Here is a 21,220-nt window from a genome sequence, read left to right as displayed (position 1 = left end):
GACTGACAGAGTGCCTACGGAGTGGGGTGGCTTGTGTTGTCGGGCGGCTGACGGCCGTCGGTGGCTGGTCGCGCAGTTCCCCGCGCCCCCAAGAAGGTCGGCAAAGCCCCCGGCGCTTGACAGCACCGGGGGCCTCATGACCGTACGAACGCCTACGCCTGCGGCAGGCGATCCAGCTGCGCAGCAATCCGCGCGATGTCCTCGTCCGCCTTTGCCAGGCGGCCGCGGATCTTGTCCACGACGTTGTCCGGGGCCTTCGCGAGGAATGCCTCGTTGCCGAGCTTGGCCGTGGCCTGGGCCTTTTCCTTCTCGGCGGCGGCCAAGTCCTTGGCCAGACGCTTGCGCTCCGCCGCCACGTCGATCGCCCCGGAGAGGTCGAGCGCGACCTCGGCGCCTGCGACGGGCAGGGTCGCCGTGGCCGTGAAGGGGTCGCCCTCCGGCTGGAGGCGCAGGAGCTGGCGGATGGCGGCCTCGTGGGGCGCCAGTGCCGTGCCGTCCAGGGTCAGCCGGGCCGGGACGCGCTGGCCGGGCTGGAGGCCCTGGCTGTCGCGGAAGCGGCGGACCTCGGTGATGACCTGCTGGAGGGCGACGATCTCGCGCTCGGCGTCGGTGTCACGGAAGCTGCTGTCCTTCGGCCAGTCCGCGATGACCAGCGACTCACCGCCCGTAAGCGTCGTCCACAGCGTCTCCGTGACGAACGGGACCACCGGGTGCAGCAGCTTCAGCGTGACGTCCAGGACCTCACCGAGGACCCGCTTGCTGGCCTCGGCCGGCTCGCCGCCCGCCTGGAACGTCGTCTTGGAGAGCTCGACGTACCAGTCGAAGACCTCGTCCCAGGCGAAGTGGAACAGCGCGTCGGAGAGCTTCGCGAACTGGAAGTCCTCGTAGTACGCGTCGACTTCGGCGACGACGGAGTTGAGGCGGGAGAGGATCCAACGGTCCGTCGCCGACATCGCCGAAGGCTCCGGCAGCGGCCCGTCGACCGTCGCGCCGTTCATCAGCGCGAAACGCGTGGCGTTCCAGATCTTGTTGGCGAAGTTCCGGGAACCCTGGACCCAGTCCTCGCCGATCGGGACGTCGACGCCCGGGTTGGCGCCGCGGGCGAGGGTGAAACGCAGCGCGTCGCTGCCGTACTTGTCCATCCAGTCCAGCGGATTGACCGCGTTCCCGAAGGACTTGGACATCTTCTTGCCGAACTGGTCGCGGACCATGCCGTGCAGGGCGATCGTGTGGAACGGAGGGGTGCCGTCCATCGCGTACAGGCCGAACATCATCATCCGGGCGACCCAGAAGAAGAGGATGTCGTAGCCGGTGACCAGGACGGAGTTCGGGTAGAACTTCGCGAGCGATTCGGTCTGTTCGGGCCAGCCGAGGGTCGAGAAGGGCCAGAGGCCGGAGGAGAACCAGGTGTCGAGGACGTCCGTGTCCTGGTGCCAGCCCTCGCCGGTCGGGGTCTCGTCGCCAGGGCCGACGCAGACGACCTCGCCGTTCGGGCCGTACCAGACCGGGATACGGTGGCCCCACCACAACTGCCGGGAAATACACCAGTCGTGGAGGTTGTCGACCCAGTCGAAGTACCGCTTCTCCATCTCCTGCGGATGGATCTTGACTCGGCCGTCGCGGACGGCGTCACCGGCGGCCTTCGCCAGCGGGCCGACCTTGACCCACCACTGCATGGACAGGCGCGGCTCGATGGTGGTCTTGCAGCGCGAGCAGTGGCCGACGCTGTGGACGTACGGCCGCTTCTCGGCGACGATCCGGCCCTCGGCACGCAGCGCGGCGACGATGGCCGAGCGGGCCTCCAGCCGGTCCTGGCCCTGGAAGGGGCCGTGGGCGGTGATGACGGCGTGCTCGTCCATGATCGTGATGGCGGGCAGGTCGTGCCGCTGGCCGATCTCGAAGTCGTTCGGGTCGTGGGCCGGGGTGACCTTGACGGCGCCCGTACCGAACTCGGGGTCGACGTGCTCGTCGGCGACGACCGGGATGGAACGGTCGGTGAGCGGCAGCCTGATGAGCTTGCCGACCAGGTGCTTGTACCGCTCGTCCTCGGGGTGAACGGCGACGGCCGTGTCACCGAGCATGGTCTCGGCGCGGGTGGTGGCGACGACGATGGTGTCGTCCCCCTCGCCGTACTTCATGGAGACGAGTTCACCGTCGTCGTCCTGGTACTCGACCTCGATGTCGGAGATGGCCGTGAGGCAGCGCGGGCACCAGTTGATGATGCGCTCGGCGCGGTAGATCAACTCGTCGTCGTACAGCCGCTTGAAGATGGTCTGAACGGCCTGCGAGAGCCCTTCGTCCATGGTGAAGCGCTCACGAGACCAGTCGACAGCGTCACCGAGCCGCCGCATCTGCCCGGAGATCTGCCCGCCGGACTCGGCCTTCCACTGCCAGACACGCTCGACGAACGCCTCACGGCCGAGGTCGTGCCGGGACTTGCCCTCCTTGCCCAACTCACGCTCGACGACGTTCTGCGTGGCGATACCGGCGTGGTCCATGCCGGGCTGCCACAGCGTCTCGTAACCCTGCATGCGCTTGCGGCGCGTGACGGCGTCGATGAGGGTGTGCTCGAAGGCGTGCCCGAGGTGGAGCGAGCCCGTGACGTTCGGCGGCGGGATGACGACGGTGAACGGCGGCTTGTCGCTCTTCGCGTCCGCCGCGAAGTAACCCCGCTCTACCCAGCGCTCGTACAGCGGCCCCTCTACATCGGCCGGCGCGTACTGGGTCGGCAGTTCGGTGTCGGGCGCTGGTGGCTGCTGCTGAGCGTTCTCGGTCACCCGCTCAGTTTAGGGGTGTCCCGGGCGTGTCCCGAAACGCGTTTGTTCTGTAACACTGCGCACCCCGCTGCCGTGCGTTCCCTGTGTCTGGGCCAGGATGTCGGGAACACATAAGCATCTGGAGGGGAACCCAGAAATGAGCTACAACCAGCCGGGCCCGTACGGCGGGCAGCCCCAGCAGCCCGGACCGTACGGCCAGCCGGGACCGTACGGCCAGCAGCCGCAGGCCCCCCAGCCCGGCCATGGCTACCCCCAGCAGGCTCCGCCCACCCAGCCCGGCTACGGCTATCCCCAGCAGGCCCCGCCCACCCAGCCCGGCTACGGCTACCCGCAGCAGCCTCCGGGCGGCCAGGCTCCTTACGGCATGCCCCAGCCGCCGGCCCCCGGCGGCGGCAAGAAGAAGACGGGGCTGATCATCGGCGCGGTGGCGGTGGTGGCGGCGCTGGGCGTCGGCGCGTACTTCGTGATCGGCGGGGGCTCGGGAGCGGGCGGCAGCATCGAGGACGACGGTCCGCACAAGCTCACCGCGCCTGCCTCCCTCGCCACCGACAAGTACCAGCGCATGGGCGACGCACAGGAGAAAGAGGCGACTTCGAGCGACGCGAAGGACCTCGCGAAGGCCGGAGTCAGCGACGCGACGTCAGTCGCCGCCATCTACTCGACGGTCGACCTGACGGCCATCAGCGACCCGAGTGAGCTGGAGAAGGCGGAGAGCGCCGAGAACGTCACCTACTTCGGTGTCTACGGCAAGGTGGAGGACCCGGAGAAGGCGCTCGACACCACGTTCGCCCAGTTCAAGAAGGAGAGCGAGGAGGACGTGAAGCTGATCGGTGAGGCGAAGTCCGTCTCGCCGGACGGCCTCGAGGGTGCCGTGATGAAGTGTCAGCAGGCCGAGTCCAAGAACCTGATCACCGAGAAGACCCAGAAGACCTTCATGTGCATCTGGGCGGACTACAGCACGCTGGGCGTCGTCGAGCCGACAGCCGGCGCCAAGACGTACACCCTGGACGAGTCGGCGCAGATCGCGGCCGAAGTCCGCAAGGAAGTCCGCGTCAAGGCCTGACGCGCACAGCAAAGGGCGCCGACGTTCTCACGTCGGCGCCCTTTGCTGTGTCTGTACGGCGGCTACGCCGACTTCTGCTCCCCCGAACCGCGTCCCCGCGCATCGCGCGGAATCAGCGTCGGGTTGACGTTCGAGTGGACGACGTCGGCGGTGATGACGACGCGGGCCACGTCCTTGCGTGAAGGCACCTCGTACATCACGGACATGAGGACTTCCTCCATGATGGCGCGCAGGCCGCGGGCGCCGGTCTGACGGAGGATGGCCTGGTCGGCGATGGCTTCGAGGGCCTCGCGTTCGAAGTCCAGCTCCACGCCGTCGAGTTCGAAGAGGCGCTCGTACTGCTTCACCAGGGCGTTGCGCGGCTCGATCAGGATCTGGAGCAGGGCCTCGCGGTCGAGGTTGTGCACGCTCGTGATGACCGGGAGACGGCCGATGAACTCGGGGATCATGCCGAACTTGACCAGGTCCTCGGGCATGACGTCCTCGAACTGGTCCTTGGCCTGAAGCTCCCGCTTCGAGCGGATCGTCGCGCCGAAGCCGATGCCCTTCGCACCCGCCCGGGACTCGATGATCTTCTCCAGGCCCGCGAAGGCGCCGCCCACGATGAACAGGACGTTCGTCGTGTCGATCTGGATGAACTCCTGGTGGGGGTGCTTGCGGCCGCCCTGGGGCGGGACCGAGGCCGTCGTGCCCTCGAGGATCTTCAGCAGCGCCTGCTGGACGCCCTCGCCGCTCACATCCCTGGTGATCGACGGGTTTTCGCTCTTACGGGCCACCTTGTCGATCTCGTCGATGTAGATGATCCCGGTCTCGGCCTTCTTGACGTCGTAGTCGGCCGCCTGGATGAGCTTGAGCAGGATGTTCTCGACGTCCTCGCCGACATAGCCGGCCTCCGTCAGCGCCGTCGCGTCGGCGATGGCGAAGGGGACGTTGAGCATCCGGGCCAGGGTCTGGGCCAGGAGCGTCTTGCCGGAACCCGTGGGGCCGAGCAGCAGGATGTTGGACTTCGCCAACTCGATGGCGTCCTCGCGGTTCTGGGCGCCGCCGTGCTCACCGGCCTGGACCCGCTTGTAGTGGTTGTACACCGCTACCGAGAGCGCCTTCTTGGCCGGCTCCTGGCCGACCACATACCCCTCGAGGAACTCGTAGATCTCCCGGGGCTTGGGGAGTTCCTCCCAGCGGACCTCGCTGGTCTCCGCCAGTTCTTCCTCGATGATCTCGTTGCAGAGATCGATGCACTCGTCGCAGATGTACACACCGGGGCCTGCGATGAGCTTCTTGACCTGCTTCTGGCTCTTGCCGCAGAACGAGCACTTGAGCAGATCGCCGCCGTCACCGATGCGTGCCACGGTGTGCTTCCCCTTCGCCTGGGAGACGCCTAGGTCCAGCGGCTCCTGGTGCTGCCTTATGTCCGACGGTACCTTGCCGGGGCCCTCGTTCGGGCCCCCCTTGGCACGGTTCACTTCGACACGCGCTTTGTCGTGCACAGTGCCGAACCGTGCCAAGGAGCGGCAGACGATACAGCCTTACGCGTCAGCGCACGGATTCGTTGTTCATCTTCCGGGTGGAGATGATCTGATCGATCAGGCCGTACGACAGGGCGTCCTCGGCCGTGAGGATCTTGTCGCGCTCGATGTCCTCGCGGATCTTGTCGATCGGCGTGGTGGAGTGCTTGGCCAGCATCTCCTCCAGCTGCGCGCGCATCCGGAGGATTTCGTTCGCCGCGATCTCGAGGTCCGAGACCTGGCCGCGACCGGTCTCGCTGTACGGCTGGTGGATCAGGATGCGGGCGTTGGGCAGCGCCATGCGCTTGCCGGGCGAGCCCGCCGCGAGCAGGACGGCCGCGGCGGAGGCCGCCTGGCCCATGCAGACCGTCTGGATGTCGGGCTTCACGAACTGCATCGTGTCGTAGATCGCAGTCAGCGCGGTGAAGGAACCGCCGGGGCTGTTGATGTAGACCGAGATGTCCCGGTCGGGGTCCATCGACTCAAGGCACAGCAGCTGCGCCATGACGTCGTTGGCGGAGGCGTCGTCGATCTGGACGCCGAGGAAGATCACGCGCTCCTCGAAGAGCTTCGCGTAAGGGTCGTACTCGCGGATGCCCTGCGAGGTGCGCTCGACGAAACGCGGGATCACATATCGGGACTCGGCCGCGGGAGCCGTGTACTCGGCGCGCGTGCGGTCGTACAGGCTGCTGCCGGGGAAGTCGTTCACTATCTGTCTCCTAGGGGCTGAGGCGGTCGGCTGGGGGCTGTGCGGGGGCCTCAGGCCCCGGTGCCGCCGCCGCCCGGCATGTTGGCAGCCGTGGCCATGACCTCGTCGATGAGGCCGTACTCCCTGGCCTCGTCCGCGTCGAACCAGCGGTCGCGGTCCGAGTCGCGGGTGATCTGCTCCATCGTCTGACCGGTGTGGAAGGCCGTCAGCTCGGCCATGCGCTTCTTGGTGTGCAGCAGCCGCTCGGCGTGGATCTTGATATCCGACGCCGAACCGGCGAGACCTGCGGAGGGCTGGTGGATCAGGATCTCGGCGTTCGGGAGCGCGAAGCGCTTGCCCGGGGTACCCGCGCTGAGCAGGAACTGGCCCATGGAGGCGGCGAGGCCCATGGCGATGGTCACCACGTCGTTCTTGATGTACTGCATGGTGTCGTAGATCGCCATACCGGCCGTGATCGAGCCGCCGGGGCTGTTGATGTAGAGGTAAATGTCCTTGTCCGGGTCGGCGGCAAGGAGCAGCAGCTGCGCGGTGATCTTGTTCGCGATATCGTCGTCGACCGGCTGGCCGAGGAAGATGATCCGCTCGTTGAGCAGCCGGTTGTAGACCTGGTCGCCGAGGCCACCGATGGAAGGCTCGCCGGCGGCGGTAGGCATCAGATTCGTCACGTATCCACCTGCTCGTCTTACGACGGCGTCCGGGCCGTCTTCACGTAATCCCTGCCGGGGGCCTCCGGCGGTTTCGCCGACTCCCCTGCCCCCGTACTCATGGACCCTAACGCGCTGGTCCCTTCGGGGAATCCCGGAGAGGTGAGTGTTCGCCCGGGGCGTAGCGCCGTGGTTACTCAGGTAGTGGGCGGCTGCGGGTCCGTCGTGGTTGCTCGCGCAGTTCCCCGCGCCCCTTCAGGGCGCTGTTCCACCGTACGGCGGAGGGCCCCGGGGCATGGTGCTTCCCCGGGGCCCTCCCTACGACCTACTTGGCGCCGTGTGGGCTCAGCCCTCGGTCTTCTCCTCGGTGGCGTCGGTCTCCGTGGCGGCCTCGGCGGCACCGTCCTCGTCGCTCTCGTCGCCCTCGTCGTCCAGGTCGATGATCTCGCCGTTGGTGTCCTTGACCGTGGCCTTCTCGACCACGACGGCCAGGGCCTTGCCGCGGGCGACCTCGCCGACCAGGAGCGGGACCTGGCCGCCCTCGACGACGGCCTGGGCGAACTGGTCGGGGGACATGCCGGAGGAGGAGGCGCGACGCATGAGGTGCTCGGTGAGCTCCTCCTGGTTGACGTTGAGCTTCTCCTGCTTGACGAGCTCGTCGAGCACGAACTGGGTCTTGATGCCCTTGACCGCGGCCTCGCGGGTCTCGGTCTCGAACTCTTCCTCGGTCTTGCCCTGGATCTCCAGGTACTTCGGAAGGTCGAGGCCCATCTGGCCGAGCTGGTGGTGCTCGAGGTTGTGCTTGCGGGTGTTGATCTCGTCGTCGAGCAGCTTCTCGGGGACGGGCACCTCGACCAGCTCGAGCAGCTTCTCCAGGACGCGCTCCTGGGCCTGCGTGGCCTGGTCGTACTGCTTCATGTTCTCAAGGCGCTTGCGGCTGTCGGCCCTGAGCTCCTCGAGCGTGTCGAACTCGGAGGCGAGCTGCGCGAAGTCGTCGTCCAGCTCGGGGAGTTCGCGCGCGGCGACCTGGCTGACCTTGACGGTGACCTCGGCCTCCTGGCCGGCCGCGGAGCCGCCCTTGAGCTCGGAGGTGAAGGTTGCCTCGGCGCCGGTCTCCAGGCCCTTCACGGCGTCGTCGATGCCGTCGAGCAGCTCGCCGGAGCCGATGGTGTAGGAGACGCCGCTCGCGACGCCGTCCTCGAGGATCTCGCCGCCGACCTTGGCCTCCAGGTCGATCGTGACGACATCGCCGTCCTCGGCGGCACGCTCGACCGGGGAGGTGGAGGCGAAGCGCTCGCGCAGCTCCTCGACGGCCTTGTCCACGTCCTCGTCGCCGACCTCGACCGCGTCGACCTCGACCTCGATGCCGGAGAAGTCCGGGATCTCGAGGGTCGGGCGGATGTCGACCTCGGCGGTGAAGTTCAGCGTCTCGCCGTCCTTCAGCTCCGTGATGTCGACCTCGGGCTGACCCAGGACGTCGATCTCGGCCTCGTTGACCGCCTCGGTGTAGAACTTCGGGAGCGCGTCGTTGACGGCCTCCTCCAGAACCGCACCGCGGCCGAACCGCTGGTCGATGACGCGGGCCGGGATCTTGCCCTTGCGGAAGCCCTTCACCGTGACCTGCTGGTTGATCTTCTTGTACGCCGCGTCGAGGCTGTCCTTGAGCTCCTCGAAGGGCACCTCGACAGTGAGCCGAACCCGGGTCGGGTTCAGGGTCTCCACGGCGCTCTTCACGGTTCGGTCTCCTTGTGGCTGACTTCTTGGTTTCTGCCGGAGCCAGACTGGTCCGGCGGATTTCGCCGCCCGGAGGACTTCAGTGCTCTTCACCGGGGTTTCAGTGATCTTCACTGCTGAGGCACACGGGCGCGCAGCTTGCATAGTAGCCGCAGCCGCCGAGCGCCCCAAAGGCGATCATGCGAGGTGATCGCGTACACGGTCGGTACACGCCTCATTACGTGGTCGGGGTGGCGGGATTTGAACCCACGGCCTTCCGCTCCCAAAGCGGACGCGCTACCAAGCTGCGCCACACCCCGTCTGGTGCGACACGTAGGGTACATGCCCGCCGGCAGTGCGGCCCCCGCATTTCCCGAGCACACACCGGGCGGGGGCGCGGGCGGGAATGGGGTGTGCGGCGAAGGGGACCGACCCGCTACGATACGTGCAGTGCCGCGGTCATCTGACCTGCGGCGCATGCTGTGCGGGCGTAGCTCAATGGTAGAGCCCTAGTCTTCCAAACTAGCTACGCGGGTTCGATTCCCGTCGCCCGCTCCAAACGCCGTAGGCCCAGGCGAGAGGTCGCTTTCCTCTCCCTGGGCCTTCGGCGTTCTCAGTACGCGGCTATCGGACGTCTACGAAGTCGCCGGTCGCGCTGACCGCCGGAGTCGTCGTCGTGCCCGCGAAGCTGTAGCGGAAGTAGCCGTCGGTGGAGGCGGTGACGGTCGCCTTGAGGTTGCCCGTCGAGTTGGACTTGATCGTCTTCACCGTGGTGTAGGTGGTGCTGCCCTTCTTGCGGAACTGAAGCTTCACCGACTGGTTCGTGTAGCCGTGGTACTGGTTGTCCTCCCAGTTGGCCCGGGAGAGCTTGCCGGTGACCGTGACGGTCCTGCCCTTCTTCACGGGCTCCGGCGAGGCGTTGACCGTCAGCTTCGAGGCGCGCTGCACCTTGAACGTGGTGGCCGCGTCCCGGTGGATGTAGTCGTAGTCGTTGGCGGAGACCAGCGTGGCGAGGCGCCAGGTGGCGGCCGCGCCGTTGGTGACGACGCCGGTCGAGGCCTGCGGGTCGAACGTCAGCGCGCCCGTGCAGGTCGACGTGGTGGCGCTCGCCCTGACGCACGTGATCTCGCCGTCGTCGTACCAGATCTGTGCGTAGTTCGGCGACGGACCGTAGGCGCTGATGTACGTGGTCTCGACGATGCCCGAGTCGTCCGACGCGGTCACGGAGACCTTGGCCGACACCACGTTGGTGGTACCGACAACGACCGGCTTGCCGCCGTTGACGACGACCTTGTCGATCGTGATGTTGCCCGAGCCGCCGTCCTCCGCCTGGGCGGCGGTGGCACCGGCTGCGGTGGCGACCAGCGCGACGCCGGTTCCGAGCACGGCAAGGCGCGCGGTTGTACGCATGAATGTCCCCCCACGGACTCTCTGGTTGATCAGAGAGAGCGTACGGCGTTGGCCAAGGGGTCACCGCGTTGTCATGGGGTAGCCGGTCAGAACTGGATCTCGTTGATCGTCTGCGCTATCGAGTCCAGGAAGCGCTGGATGTCGTCGGCCATGCCGGTCGAGGCCAGGAAGAAGCCGAAGAGCACCGCGACGACCGCGGGACCGGCCTTGATGTTCCCCGCCCGGATCATCACCACCAGGATGATCGCCAAGAGCAGCACCACTGACAGTGAAATGGCCACAACTGATCACACCCTACGGTCGGTTCCGCTCTCCCGGCCTGGGATGCAGCCCCGCGCACCCCCGCCAGAACCATCGTGCCACCAACAGGGCCCAGGTATGCGGCCTGTGACGCATCGTCCACCACACCTGTATCCGACAAGTCCGGATCCGTCCGGTGGACTCACACCCCAGTCACAGCCTGCAAGGCAATTCGACAGTCAACTGCGCAAGGAATTCGGCCGGTTCGTTTCGGTGTCCACACAACGCGTTCGCAGGGAATTCGATTTGTTGCACGCAAAGGCAACGGAAGCGGACATTCCACCGCGCATCGAGTTGCCTCACTGTGTTCACCGTCACGTCGTCCGCCATGCCAACTCCAGGGAAACTTGGGTAGTCGCGGCGGAAAAGCAGTAATGACGTCGGGGTTTTACGGGAACCCACAGACAACGCTAGGGTGCCTCAGATGTTCCACGCTGCCACGTCCCCCACAAGCGGCCACAACCGAACTCCGCTCCCCCCGGCGCAGTCGCCGACATCGGGAGCGCCGAGTCCGGGCGCACCGCAGAAACAGCAGAAACAGCAGCGCGACGCTTTCTTCGACAACGCCAAGTACCTGGCGATCGTGCTGGTGGCGATCGGCCACTCCTGGGAACCACTCAAGGGCGACAGCCGGATCCTCGAGGGCGTGTACTCGGTCGTTTACTCGTTCCATATGCCGGCCTTCATCGTCATCTCCGGCTTTTTCTCGCGCAGTTTCGACATGCGCCCCGACCGCCTCAAGCGGTTGATCACCGGTGTGGCGGTGCCGTACATCCTCTTCGAGACGGCCTATCCGCTCTTCAAGCGCGTCATCGCCGGTGATTCCGGGCAGGAGATCAGCCTTCTCGACCCCTGGTACCTCACCTGGTTCCTGTGCGCGTTGCTCATCTGGCGGCTGACGACCCCGATCTGGAAGCTGGTGCGCTGGCCGCTGCCGATCGCGCTCGGCATCGCCATGCTGGCGTCGGTGACCCCGGAGATCGGCAACGACCTGGATCTTCAGCGGGTGTTGCAGTTCCTGCCCTACTTCGTGCTGGGTCTGTGCATGAAGCCCGAGCACTTCCGGATGGTGCGCCGGCGTTCGGTGCGGATCGCGTCCGTGCCGGTGTTCGCGGCGGCGCTGGCGGTCGGCTGGTGGGCCGTGCCGCGGATGAACACCTCGTGGTTCTACCACCGTGACGCCGCGCAGAACCTGGGTGCGCCGTGGTGGGCCGGGCCGGTCATGGTGCTCGCGATGTTCGGCTGCTCGGTGCTGCTGACCGCCTGCTTCTTCGCGTGGGTGCCGGGCCGCCACATGTGGTTCACGGCGCTCGGCGCGGGCACGCTGTACGGCTATCTCCTGCACGGCTTCCTGGTCAAGGCCGGTGACTATCAGGGCTGGTTCGACCACGCCTGGCTGCACCGTCCGCTCGGCGAGATCTTCGTGACCGTCGTCGCGGCGGCCGTCGTCACCCTGTTGTGCACGGCGCCGGTACAGCGGGTGTTCCGGTTCGCGATGGAGCCGAAGATGGAGTGGGCGTTCAAGCGGGACGCGGCCGAGGTGGCGCGTGACCGCGAGAAGGCGCGCGCGTAGGGGTCTTGCCGGTTCAGCGGGTGAGGGACTGAGCTGTCGGTCCCTCACGGCAAATGAGCAACAGCGCCCGGTCGTCGTTCACGTCCTTCGCCACCGCCTCGATCAGATGCCAGGCCGCGCCGTGGAAGCCGCCGGCGACATAGCGGTCGGCCTCGCCGGTGAGGCGGTCGATGCCCTCGACGATGTCACGGTCGGACGTTTCCACCAGACCGTCCGTGAACAGCATCAACACATCACCGGCACGCAAAGCGCCCTTCACCGGGTCGAACTGGGCACCGTCGTACACACCCAGCAGCGGCCCCTCCGCCGCCTTCTCCTCCCAGCGCCCGCTGCCCGCGCTGAGCTGGAGCCCGGGCGGATGCCCCGCGGAGTACAGCTCGTAGTCGCCGGAGTCCAGGTCGAGGACGAGGTGGATGGAGGTCGCGAAGCCCTCGTCCCAGTCCTGGCGGAGCAGATAACCGTTCGCGGCGGGGAGGAAGGCGTGCGGGGGCAGGCTGCCCAGCAGGCCGCCGAACGCGCCCGACAGCAGCAGGGCCCGCGATGCCGCGTCCATGCCCTTGCCGGAGACATCCGTGAGGACGACCTCCAGGGTGCGCCCGCCGTTCGTCCGGGCGGCCACCACGAAGTCGCCGGAGAAGGACTGCCCGCCGGCCGGCCGCAGCGCCATCTCGCGGTGCCACCCCGTGGGCAGCTTGGGCAACTTGCTCTGCACCCGGATGCGTTCACGCAGGTCGAACAGCATCGTGCCGCCGCGCCGCCAGGGCACGCCGACCCGGCTGCGGAACTGGGCGATCAGCAGCCCGAAGAACCCGCAGGCGGCGACCACCAGCACCACACCCGGCGTCACCCGGGACGGCCCCTCCGTGTACGGCCCGAGTTGCACCGACTCCACGATCAGCGCGGTCGCCGCCGCCGCGTAGAGGCCGAGCAGGCTCGCGGGGCGCAGCAACAGACCGCCGGCGACGATCGGGAGGACCAGCGCGGCCGGTGAGCACCACACCGAGTTGGCGAGCGTGGTGACCGTGATCAGCGGGATGGTGAGCAGCAGTCCGGCCAGCGCGACCCAGTCCGAGCCGTCGCCGCGGAAGTAGTCGACGGCGCTTCTGCGCAGGCCTGTGCGGACCCGGTGCAAGTGCATCTTCAACCGGGCCGTGAACGTCTCGGCCGCCGTGCGCCGCTCTCGTCCTGCTGCCATTAGTTCGGGACCCTATCCATCCGACCAGCCGCTTGGCACGGGAGGTCCCACTTGTCCCCCGTCCGAGGCTCGACTTCACAGTGAACTTCACAGAAACCCATCGCGCCTCCACCGCGGAGAAATTCCCTCGCTCGTCCCGCAATGCCCTGATAGGCATGGGTCATGGGCACAGACAGCGCAAAGGACGCCGCGACCGAACTGCGGGTGCTGCGTCAGGACGAGTGGGACACCTGGTTCGACACCCTGATCCGTGCCTTCGGCGGGGTCCCCGAGCCGGCCGAGGAGCGGGAGCTGGACCACACGCTCACCGAACTGAACCGTTCGATCGGGGCCTGGGACGGTGACGTGTGCGTCGGGACGGCCGGGGCGTACAGCTTCCGGCTGACCGTGCCCGGCGGCGCCTCGGTGCCCGCGGCGGGCGTCACCATGGTCAGCGTGGCCGCCACCCATCGGCGGCGCGGGCTGCTGACGGCGATGATGCGACGGCAGTTGGACGACGTCCGCTCGTGGAGCGAGCCGCTGGCCGTACTGACCGCCTCCGAGCCCGAGATCTACGGCCGGTTCGGCTATGGCGTCGCGACCCACAACGCCAACATCGAGATCGACACGAGTCGCGTACGGCTGTCCGTGCCGCCCGGCACCGATGACGTACGGCTGCGGTACGCGGCGCCGGCCGACGTGCTCGACGCGTGTGAGTCGGTGTACGCGCGGGCGGTGTCGCTGCGGCCGGGCATGCTGGCCCGGCAGCCCGGCTGGGAGCGGCTCGGGCTGCTCGACCCGGAGAGCGGACGGGAGGGTGCGTCACCACTTCAGTGCGTGGTGGCGGAGCGGGACGGCGAGGTCGTCGGGTATGCGCGCTTCCATGTGAAGCCCGAGTGGGACATCACCGGGCCCAAGGGCACGGTGCAGCTGCGGGACACGTACGGGCTGGACCCGGCGGCGCACGCCGCGCTGTGGCGTTTCCTGTTCGACATCGACCTCACCTCGACACTGACTGCGCACGGGCGGCCGCTGGACGAGGCGTGGCAGTACCTGGTGTCCGACATCCGACGCTGTTCGCTCCAGGTGCGGGACTCGCTGCACGTACGGCTGGTGGACGTGGGGGCAGCGCTCGAAGCACGGACGTATCAGGCCCCGGTGGACGTGGTGTTCGAGGTCGAGGACGCGTTCTGCCCCTGGAACACGGGGCGTTGGCGGCTCACCGGTGACGCGAAGGGGGCGTCCTGCGAGCGTACGGAGGATGCGGCCGATCTCGCGTTGTCCGTACGGGAGTTGGGGGCGGCCTATCTCGGCGGCGTGACCCTGGCCGCGCTGGGGACTGCCGGACGGGTGCGGGAGCTGCGGGAGGGGGCGCTGACGGAGGCGTCCGTGGGGTTCGCGTCGACCGTGGTGCCCTGGCTGCCGCACGGGTTCTGACGGCTGGTCAGCGCTGCTGGCAGTTCGGGCACCAGAAGAGGTTACGGGCGGCGAGATCGGCGGTGCGGATCTCGCCGCCACAGATGTGACAGGGCAGGGCGGCCCTGCGGTAGACGTAGACCTCGCCGCCGTGGTCGTCGACGCGGGGCGGACGGCCCATCGCCTCCGGGGTGTGTTCCGGGCGGACGGTGTCGATGCGGTTGTTGCGGACGCCCTCGTGCATCAGCTCGACGAGGTCGGCCCAGATCGCGTCCCACTCGGCCGCGGTGATGTCCTTGCCCGCGCGGTAGGGGTCGATGCCGTGCCGGAAGAGGACCTCGGCGCGGTAGACGTTGCCGACGCCGGCGATGACCTTCTGGTCCATGAGGAGCGCGGCGATGGTGGTGCGGCTGCGGGACACACGGCGGTAGGCCGCGTCCCGGTCGGCGTCCGTGCGCAGGGGGTCCGGGCCGAGGCGGTCGTGTATCGCGTCCTTCTCGGCGTCCGTGATCAGGGCGCAGGTCGTGGGGCCGCGGAGATCGACGTACGACGAACTGTTCGCGAGGCGGAGCCGGACGGTGTCCGTCGGCGGGGGTGCGGGGGCGTCGCCGAAGGTCACCTTGCCGAAGAGGCCGAGGTGGATGTGGATCCAGTCGGCGTCCCGGAAGCCGAGGAAGAGGTGTTTGCCGTGGGCGTCGGCGCGGTGGAGGACTCCGCCGGTGAGGAGGGCTGCGGCGTCGGAGAACTTGCCCTGGGGGCTTGTGACGTGCGTCGCTTGGCCGGAGAAACGGTGCGCGTAGTCCAGCGCCAGCCGGTGAATCGTGTGGCCCTCGGGCAACTCCCGCAGTCCTTTCCCACCCACCCGCCCGTCTCGGTTTCTTGACGGGCGGGACTCGAAAGACCCCTGGGGCTCCGCCCCAGACCCCGCTCCTCAAACGCCGGAGGGGCTAATTTTGCGGGTGATGCGGCGGGATCGGCGGCAGATCCCCCGTCGTCTCGTACTCCGCCAGCATCTCGATCCGCCGCACATGGCGCTGCTCGCCCGAGAACGGCGTGCCCAGGAAGGTCTCGATGAACTTTGTCGCCTCGTCCTGCGTGTGCATCCGCGCGCCCACCGCGACGACGTTGGCGTCGTTGTGCTGGCGGCCGAGCGACGCCGTCTCCTCGCTCCAGGCGAGGGCCGCGCGCACGCCCTTGACCTTGTTCGCGGCGATCTGCTCGCCGTTGCCGGAGCCGCCGATCACGATGCCGAGGGAGTCGGGGTCGGCCGCGGTGCGCTCGGCGGCGCGGAGGCAGAAGGGCGGGTAGTCGTCCTGGGCGTCGTAGATGTGGGGGCCGCAGTCCACGGGGTCGTGGCCGGCCGCCTTGAGCCACTCGACGAGGTGGTTCTTGAGTTCGAAGCCCGCATGGTCGGAGCCGAGATACACGCGCATGGGACGAGTGTGTCACGCCTGTTTCCGGGCAGCAGCCCCGGGGCCGGGCCAGGAAAAGTGTGAGCAACACTACGGAACCTCAGGGAAACCTCAAGTAACGATCCGGAATCAAAGGTTCAATAATCTCTTTGCCTCAGATTCACTGGACCGATTCGTACGCCCCCGTGCACCGCTCGCACGGGAATCTGCTCGTCCGGCGCAAAGGAAATCCCCTCTATGACCTCGCAGCCGACCATCTCGAAGGCCAGCAAGGACCCAGGAGCCACCGGCGACCCCGGTAACGGCCTCCAGGCAGGGCTCAAGAACCGTCATCTGTCGATGATCGCCATCGGCGGTGTCATCGGAGCCGGGCTCTTCGTCGGTTCCAGCTCCGGCATCGCCACCGCCGGACCCGGCATCCTCCTGTCGTACGCCCTCGTCGGCACGCTCGTGGTGCTGGTGATGCGGATGCTCGGTGAGATGTCCGCGGCCAACCCGACCTCGGGTTCGTTCTCGGCGCACGCCGACCGGGCGCTCGGCCGCTGGGCCGGCTTCTCCATCGGCTGGCTGTACTGGTTCTTCTGGGTCGTGGTGCTGGCCGTCGAGGCGACCGCCGGTGCCGTGATCCTCGAAGGGTGGGTGCCCTCCGTACCGCAGTGGGCCTGGGCGCTCATCGTGATGGTGGTGCTCACCGCGACCAACCTGGTCTCCGTCGGCTCCTACGGCGAGTTCGAGTTCTGGTTCGCCGGGATCAAGGTCGTCGCCATCGCGGCATTCATCGTCATCGGCGGGCTGGCCGTCTTCGGGCTGCTGCCGGGTGTCGACAGCGAGCAGGCCGGGCTGGGCAACCTCACCGAACACGGCGGCTTCCTGCCCAACGGGCCCGGCGCCATCCTCACCGGTGTGCTGCTCGTCGTCTTCTCCTTCATGGGAAGCGAGATCGCCACGCTCGCCGCCGGCGAGTCCGAGAACCCGCAGCGCGCGGTCACCAAGGCAACCAACAGCATCATCTGGCGTGTCGCCGTCTTCTACCTCGGCTCGATCTTCGTCGTCGTCACGCTGCTGCCGTGGGACAGCAAGTCCATCGCCGACGAGGGCTCGTACGTCGCCGCCCTGGACTCGCTCGGGATCGCGCACGCCGGTCAGATCATGAACTTCATCGTGCTGACCTCGGTGCTGTCCTGCCTCAACTCCGGCCTCTACACGGCCTCCCGGATGGCCTTCTCGCTGGGTCAGCGCGGTGACGCGCCCAAGGCCTTCGCGAAGACCACCGGCCGTGGTGTGCCGCTCGTGGCGATCGTCGCCTCGGTCGTCTTCGGCTTCGTCGCCGTCTTCTTCAACTACAAGTTCCCGGACTCCGTCTTCCTCTTCCTGGTCAACTCCAGTGGTGCGGTGGCCCTGTTCGTCTGGCTCGTCATCTGCTTCTCGCAGCTGCGCATGCGGAAGATCATCCAGGCCGAGGCGCCGGAGAAGCTGGTCGTCCGGATGTGGCTGTACCCGTATCTGACCTGGGCCACGGCCGCGCTGATCGTGTTCGTCCTCGGCTACATGCTCACCGACACCGAGCACGACGGACGCAAGACCGTGCTGCTGTCGCTGCTGGTCGCCGCGATCGTGCTCACCATCGCCTTCGTGAAGGAGAAGGTGAAGCGCGGGCGTACGACCGTCTGAACGGCCTGAGCCCGACACCGCCTGAGGGAGCCCCGCGGGGCTCCCTCTCGCTTGTGCGGCACGGTGATCGCTTCACAGCACGGTGAAGGTGTCCTTGACCTTCTTGTACGTCTTCAGCGCCTGCGCCTCGATGTCCGGCTGATACCAGGTGTTGACCTGGTACGACGTCCCCTTCACGGTGAAGCCCAGCAGCTGGGCGTGCCAGTCGACGCCCTTGATGGTGAAGGTGTACTCCCAGACGACCGCCGGGTAATCGCGGAAGGTCGTCTCCTCCAGGCGGATCGTGTCGTACGCACCCTCCTGGGCGTTCTGCTCCGAGCGCCGCCAGGTGTCGATCAGGTTGCCGCGGGCCACCGAGGACTTGGTGGCGAGTTCCTGTTTGGTGTCCGGTGACGTGTAGTGCACCTCCGAACCGGTCTGCACATCGCGTCGCCAGCCCTCGGGGGGCACCCAGGCGTACCCGCCGGCCTCCTTCCGGGAGCCCGGCGGCAGGCTCTGCGGCCTGGAGGTGCCTTCGACGGTGGCCGACGCGGTGTCGCTCGGGGATGTCGACGACCCCGCCTTGCTGTCGTCCGGCGACCCGGAGTTCAGCACCAGGACGACCGCGACCACGGCCCCTGCGGTGACCGCGGCCACCGCGGCAAGCAGACCCGTACGACGACGTCCGCGCCCGGGGGCGGCCGGCGCCGCGGGGCCCGGGAGTTCGCCGGGCGGCATCGCGGCCGGCTGGACCGCGTACGGCGGGCTGTGCTCCTGGGTCACCGCCTCGGGGCGCACGAAGGAGACACCGGCCCTGCCGGGCAGGCTCTGTGCGGGTCCTGCCGAGTTGACGGCCGGAGTCTCGGAGCGCGTCTCCGAGCGCAACTCGGGGCCGGCTTCGGTGGAGGCGGATGCGGGCGCGGGTGTGGGTGTGGGTGTGGGTGTGGGGACAGAGGTGCGGCTGCGGCCGAAGTCATGGGTGTCGGCGGGCCGTTGCGGCTGGGGCTGTGGAGGAGGCGCGTCCTCGATGGGTTCGGGCTGCGACTGCCGGGGGTCGCGTGGTGCGGGTATGCGATGCGGCTCGATGAGGGCAGGTGTGGGTGACGCCGGCGACGGCGGCGCGTCCTGCGGCTCCTCTTGCACACGCGTCCCGGTCGGTTCCTTCTCCTCTTCTGCCGCTACGGATTCCCGTTCTGCCGCTACGGCTTCCCGCTCGGCGCCGGTTTCGCCGTCCGCCCCCTCCTCGCCCCCTCCCTCGGCCGCACTCCCGCCCATCCGCACGGTCGGGGTCGGCTCCGGGAACGCGACGGCGCGCAGCGTGGATTCCAGGTCGTCCAGGCCCGGCCGGACCGACGGGTCCTTTTCCAGCAGCGCGGCCAGGATGGTGCCCAACGTGCCTGCGGAGGCGGGGAGTTCGGGCTCCTCGTAGAGGACCGCGTGCAGCGTGGCCAGCGTGGTGTCGCGGGAGAAGGGGGAGCGGCCGCCCATGGCCGCGCAGAGGGTCGCGCCGAGGGACCACACGTCGGACGGCGGGCCCTGGGGGCGGCCGGAGACTCGCTCGGGGGCCATGTAGTCGGGCGAGCCGACCAGCATGCCGACCATGGTGAGCGCCTTGGCGTCCTGGATGGCGGCGATACCGAAGTCGGTGAGGACGACGCGCTGTCCGCCGCTCTCGACCAGGACGTTCCCGGGTTTGATGTCCCGGTGCAGCACACCGCGTGCGTGCACCTGGCGCAGCGCCTCCACCAGGCCGAGCCCGATCCGTGCCGCGTCGCGCTCTCCGAGCGGCCCGTCCTCGGCGATCATCCGTTCCAGGGAGGGGCCGGCGATCAACTCCATGACGATCCACAGGCGTTCGCCCTCGTCCACCACGTCATACACACGCACGACGTTGGGGTGGTCGATCCGGGCGGTCGCCCTGGCCTCGCGCAGGGTGCGTTCGCGGCGGGTGCGCGCGTCCTCGGCATCGAGGCCGTCGATGCGCATTTCCTTCACCGCCACCTGACGGTCGAGCATTTCATCGGCGGCTCGCCACACCCGCCCCATACCCCCCTGTCCAATACTTTCGACCAACCGGTAGCGCCCCGTCACCATTAACCCAGGAACCCCGCCGCTCCTCGTGTTTTCCGTATTCCCCGGCAATCCGCTGCACCCCCTCAATGGCTCCTCGACTGAAACACAATGGTCACACTTCAGGCCGTACCAGCATAGTGCGGAGAAATCTTGTGGTAGCTCTTCAAGTACTGCGAATTCAGGCGCAGGCAAGGGGGACGAACATGAGTTCTCGTCGTATGACGACCATCGCGGGATCGCTGGTTGCGGCATCCTTCTCGACGGTGATGATCCTTTCCGCCACCGCCAGTGCGGATGACGAGGGGCCAGGAAGCAGCAAGGGGGGAAAGGCCGTTGACGAGGCGCCGGCGGGCGTGAAGCTGACCACGCTGCTGCCCGAGGAGATCTCGGTCGACAACGGTTCACAGGAAACGACGATGACCGCCACGGTGAAAAACGAGGGCACCGAGGACAGCGGAAAGATCAGGCTCTGGGTCGTCGGTTTCGACGGCATGACGGTGAAGAACGTTCAGGGGTGTTCGCCCATTGCGGAAGGCGATCTTCCCGAAGGCTCGAACAGCGGTTACACCTGCCCGCTCGACAATCTCGCGGCCGGTGATTCCAAGTCGTACGACGTCGCTGCGACGTACGACCTGAACAAAACCGGAAAGATCTGTCTGCCCGTGCAGAACAGCGACGGAAGCAAGACGTTCTGGCAGCAGGGCCCGGTGCCCTTCGGTACGACGAACCCGTCACCGGACGCCCCGGCCACCCCGCTGCTGCTCGGCACCGACAACACGCCGGTGGCACCCGGGGGTGACGACGAGCTGCCGAAGACGGGTCCCGGACGCGATGTCCTGCCGCTGGGCGCGGCGGGCGCGGCGCTGATCACGGTCGGCGCGGCCGGGCTGTGGTGGTCGCAGCTGCGACCGCGACAACGGGAGAGCTGAGCAACAGCACGAAAAAGCCGGGGTGCGGCAGTGTGCCGCACCCCGGCTTTCCGCGCTGTCGGCTCGCAACAGCCAGGACCTCAGCGCTTGTTGACGAACTTCCAGGCGGTCGGCAGCAGGCCCATCGCCAGGGCGGCCTTGAGGGCGTCGCCGATCAGGAACGGGGTGAGGCCGGCCGCGATCGCCGCGGACGCCGACATGTCGGCGGCGAGGGCGAGATACGGCACGCCGATCGCGTAGATGATCGCCTCGCCGACCAGCATCGTGCCCGCCATCCGCAGTACGGAGCGGTCGGCGCCGCGGCGGGCCAGGGCGCCGACGACGGTGGCCGCCAGCATCATCCCGATGATGTAGCCGAAGGAGACGAGGACCCCGGACTTGCCCTCGGCGAACCACGGCACACCGGCCAGGCCGGCCAGCGCGTACACGACGAGCGAGAGGGTGCCGCGCCGGGCGCCGAGGCTCGTGCCGACCAGCAGCGCCGCGAAGGTCTGGCCGGTCACCGGCACCGGGGAGCCCGGCACCGGCACGGCGATCTGGGCGGCGAGGCCGGTGAGCGCGGCGCCGCCGAGCACGAGCGCGGCGTCCCGGACACGGGAGGCGGGGATGAGGTCGGCGAGGACCAGGCCAGGACGGCTGGAGACGGCAGCGGTGCTCATGGGGACTCCGAGTGAGGGCGGTTCGAGACACCGTGACGCTAACCCAGGGCACCTGAGCCCAACACCGTCACCGCTCGACAAAGGCGGGAGCACGGCTGTAGTGGACTCCTGACAAAGAGTGCCGGTTACACGCGACCGGGCGTGATAACGGTCACTGAGGTAGGGCCTTGTGGGTCACCGAGGCGGGTGGAGGCGGGCGCTGTAGGTTCTCAC

The 21,220-nt window shown here is 68.0% G+C and carries 17 protein-coding genes and 2 tRNA genes; 6 read left to right on the top strand and 13 right to left on the bottom strand.

The genetic code is table 11. The features are described 5' to 3' along the window. Positions 1 to 152: 152 nt before the first annotated feature. Positions 153 to 2,777 (bottom strand): valine--tRNA ligase, encoded by a 2,625-nt coding sequence (locus tag KCH87_RS31160; RefSeq protein WP_210589964.1) that lies wholly within the window; start codon positions 2,775 to 2,777, stop codon positions 153 to 155. A gap of 136 nt (positions 2,778 to 2,913) precedes the next feature. On the opposite strand from KCH87_RS31160, the gene KCH87_RS31155 reads away from it, so the two are divergent. Then, the gene (locus KCH87_RS31155; RefSeq protein ID WP_210589962.1) at positions 2,914 to 3,840 is read left to right on the top strand and encodes a hypothetical protein; all 927 of its coding nucleotides are present in this window, start codon (positions 2,914 to 2,916) and stop codon (positions 3,838 to 3,840) included. Between the two features lie 62 nt (positions 3,841 to 3,902). On the opposite strand, the gene clpX is transcribed toward KCH87_RS31155, so the two are convergent. The 5 genes from clpX to KCH87_RS31130 form a co-directional block, all read right to left on the bottom strand. Next, a complete protein-coding gene (gene clpX, locus KCH87_RS31150) occupies positions 3,903 to 5,189 on the bottom strand; it encodes an ATP-dependent Clp protease ATP-binding subunit ClpX (protein WP_210589959.1) in 1,287 nt (428 codons plus the stop codon). A gap of 184 nt (positions 5,190 to 5,373) precedes the next feature. Next, positions 5,374 to 6,054 carry an ATP-dependent Clp protease proteolytic subunit gene (locus KCH87_RS31145; RefSeq protein ID WP_308298951.1) on the bottom strand — a complete coding sequence of 227 codons (681 nt, stop codon included), beginning with the start codon at positions 6,052 to 6,054 and terminating at the stop codon, positions 5,374 to 5,376. A gap of 50 nt (positions 6,055 to 6,104) precedes the next feature. Beyond that, entirely contained in the window at positions 6,105 to 6,707 is a 603-nt protein-coding gene (locus tag KCH87_RS31140) for an ATP-dependent Clp protease proteolytic subunit (RefSeq protein WP_210590091.1), read from the bottom strand. 336 nt (positions 6,708 to 7,043) lie between these two features. Next, entirely contained in the window at positions 7,044 to 8,432 is a 1,389-nt protein-coding gene (gene tig, locus KCH87_RS31135) for a trigger factor (protein WP_210589957.1), read from the bottom strand. A 222-nt stretch (positions 8,433 to 8,654) separates the two neighbouring features. After that, positions 8,655 to 8,731 (bottom strand) — tRNA-Pro (locus tag KCH87_RS31130). Between the two features lie 164 nt (positions 8,732 to 8,895). On the opposite strand from KCH87_RS31130, the gene KCH87_RS31125 reads away from it, so the two are divergent. Next, a tRNA-Gly gene (locus KCH87_RS31125) sits at positions 8,896 to 8,969 on the top strand. A gap of 66 nt (positions 8,970 to 9,035) precedes the next feature. Here the strand turns inward: KCH87_RS31125 and KCH87_RS31120 are convergent. Then, positions 9,036 to 9,821, bottom strand: coding sequence for a single-stranded DNA-binding protein (locus tag KCH87_RS31120; protein ID WP_210589955.1), 786 nt, complete (start codon positions 9,819 to 9,821; stop codon positions 9,036 to 9,038). Between the two features lie 86 nt (positions 9,822 to 9,907). Further along, a complete protein-coding gene (locus KCH87_RS31115) occupies positions 9,908 to 10,102 on the bottom strand; it encodes a hypothetical protein (protein WP_210577588.1) in 195 nt (64 codons plus the stop codon). A gap of 443 nt (positions 10,103 to 10,545) precedes the next feature. On the opposite strand from KCH87_RS31115, the gene KCH87_RS31110 reads away from it, so the two are divergent. Continuing rightward, positions 10,546 to 11,694, top strand: a complete 1,149-nt coding sequence (locus tag KCH87_RS31110) for an acyltransferase family protein (protein WP_210589952.1) — start codon at positions 10,546 to 10,548, stop codon at positions 11,692 to 11,694. A 13-nt stretch (positions 11,695 to 11,707) separates the two neighbouring features. Here the strand turns inward: KCH87_RS31110 and KCH87_RS31105 are convergent, their stop codons facing one another. Beyond that, positions 11,708 to 12,889: a PP2C family protein-serine/threonine phosphatase gene (locus tag KCH87_RS31105; protein WP_210589950.1), complete on the bottom strand. Its 1,182-nt coding sequence runs from the start codon at positions 12,887 to 12,889 to the stop codon at positions 11,708 to 11,710. Between the two features lie 162 nt (positions 12,890 to 13,051). On the opposite strand from KCH87_RS31105, the gene KCH87_RS31100 reads away from it, so the two are divergent. Continuing rightward, a complete protein-coding gene (locus KCH87_RS31100) occupies positions 13,052 to 14,305 on the top strand; it encodes a GNAT family N-acetyltransferase (RefSeq protein WP_210589947.1) in 1,254 nt (417 codons plus the stop codon). A 7-nt stretch (positions 14,306 to 14,312) separates the two neighbouring features. Here the strand turns inward: KCH87_RS31100 and KCH87_RS31095 are convergent, their stop codons facing one another. Next, positions 14,313 to 15,122: an Fpg/Nei family DNA glycosylase gene (locus tag KCH87_RS31095; RefSeq protein ID WP_210589944.1), complete on the bottom strand. Its 810-nt coding sequence runs from the start codon at positions 15,120 to 15,122 to the stop codon at positions 14,313 to 14,315. A 109-nt stretch (positions 15,123 to 15,231) separates the two neighbouring features. Beyond that, positions 15,232 to 15,717 carry a ribose-5-phosphate isomerase gene (locus KCH87_RS31090; RefSeq protein ID WP_210589943.1) on the bottom strand — a complete coding sequence of 162 codons (486 nt, stop codon included), beginning with the start codon at positions 15,715 to 15,717 and terminating at the stop codon, positions 15,232 to 15,234. A 216-nt stretch (positions 15,718 to 15,933) separates the two neighbouring features. Between KCH87_RS31090 and KCH87_RS31085 the strand changes: the two genes are divergently transcribed. Continuing rightward, complete coding sequence (locus KCH87_RS31085) at positions 15,934 to 17,367, top strand: amino acid permease (RefSeq protein ID WP_210589940.1); 1,434 nt, start codon at positions 15,934 to 15,936, stop codon at positions 17,365 to 17,367. Positions 17,368 to 17,439: 72 nt separating this feature from the next. Here KCH87_RS31085 and KCH87_RS31080 read toward each other — a convergent pair whose 3' ends face one another. Continuing rightward, positions 17,440 to 19,440 carry a serine/threonine-protein kinase gene (locus tag KCH87_RS31080; protein ID WP_210589937.1) on the bottom strand — a complete coding sequence of 667 codons (2,001 nt, stop codon included), beginning with the start codon at positions 19,438 to 19,440 and terminating at the stop codon, positions 17,440 to 17,442. 182 nt (positions 19,441 to 19,622) lie between these two features. Here KCH87_RS31080 and KCH87_RS31075 point away from each other — a divergent pair, with 182 nt between their 5' ends. Beyond that, positions 19,623 to 20,348: a hypothetical protein gene (locus tag KCH87_RS31075; protein ID WP_210590089.1), complete on the top strand. Its 726-nt coding sequence runs from the start codon at positions 19,623 to 19,625 to the stop codon at positions 20,346 to 20,348. A gap of 80 nt (positions 20,349 to 20,428) precedes the next feature. On the opposite strand, the gene KCH87_RS31070 is transcribed toward KCH87_RS31075, so the two are convergent. Next, on the bottom strand, positions 20,429 to 21,007 hold the full coding sequence (locus KCH87_RS31070; RefSeq protein ID WP_210589934.1) for a biotin transporter BioY: 579 nt from the start codon (positions 21,005 to 21,007) through the stop codon (positions 20,429 to 20,431). Positions 21,008 to 21,220: the final 213 nt, after the last annotated feature.

It is taken from the genome of Streptomyces sp. GESEQ-35, from assembly GCF_017948485.1.
Lineage (GTDB): Bacteria > Actinomycetota > Actinomycetes > Streptomycetales > Streptomycetaceae > Streptomyces.
The sequence above is the reverse complement of the archived record's forward strand: the minus strand, read 5'-3'. Positions and strand labels throughout refer to the sequence as shown.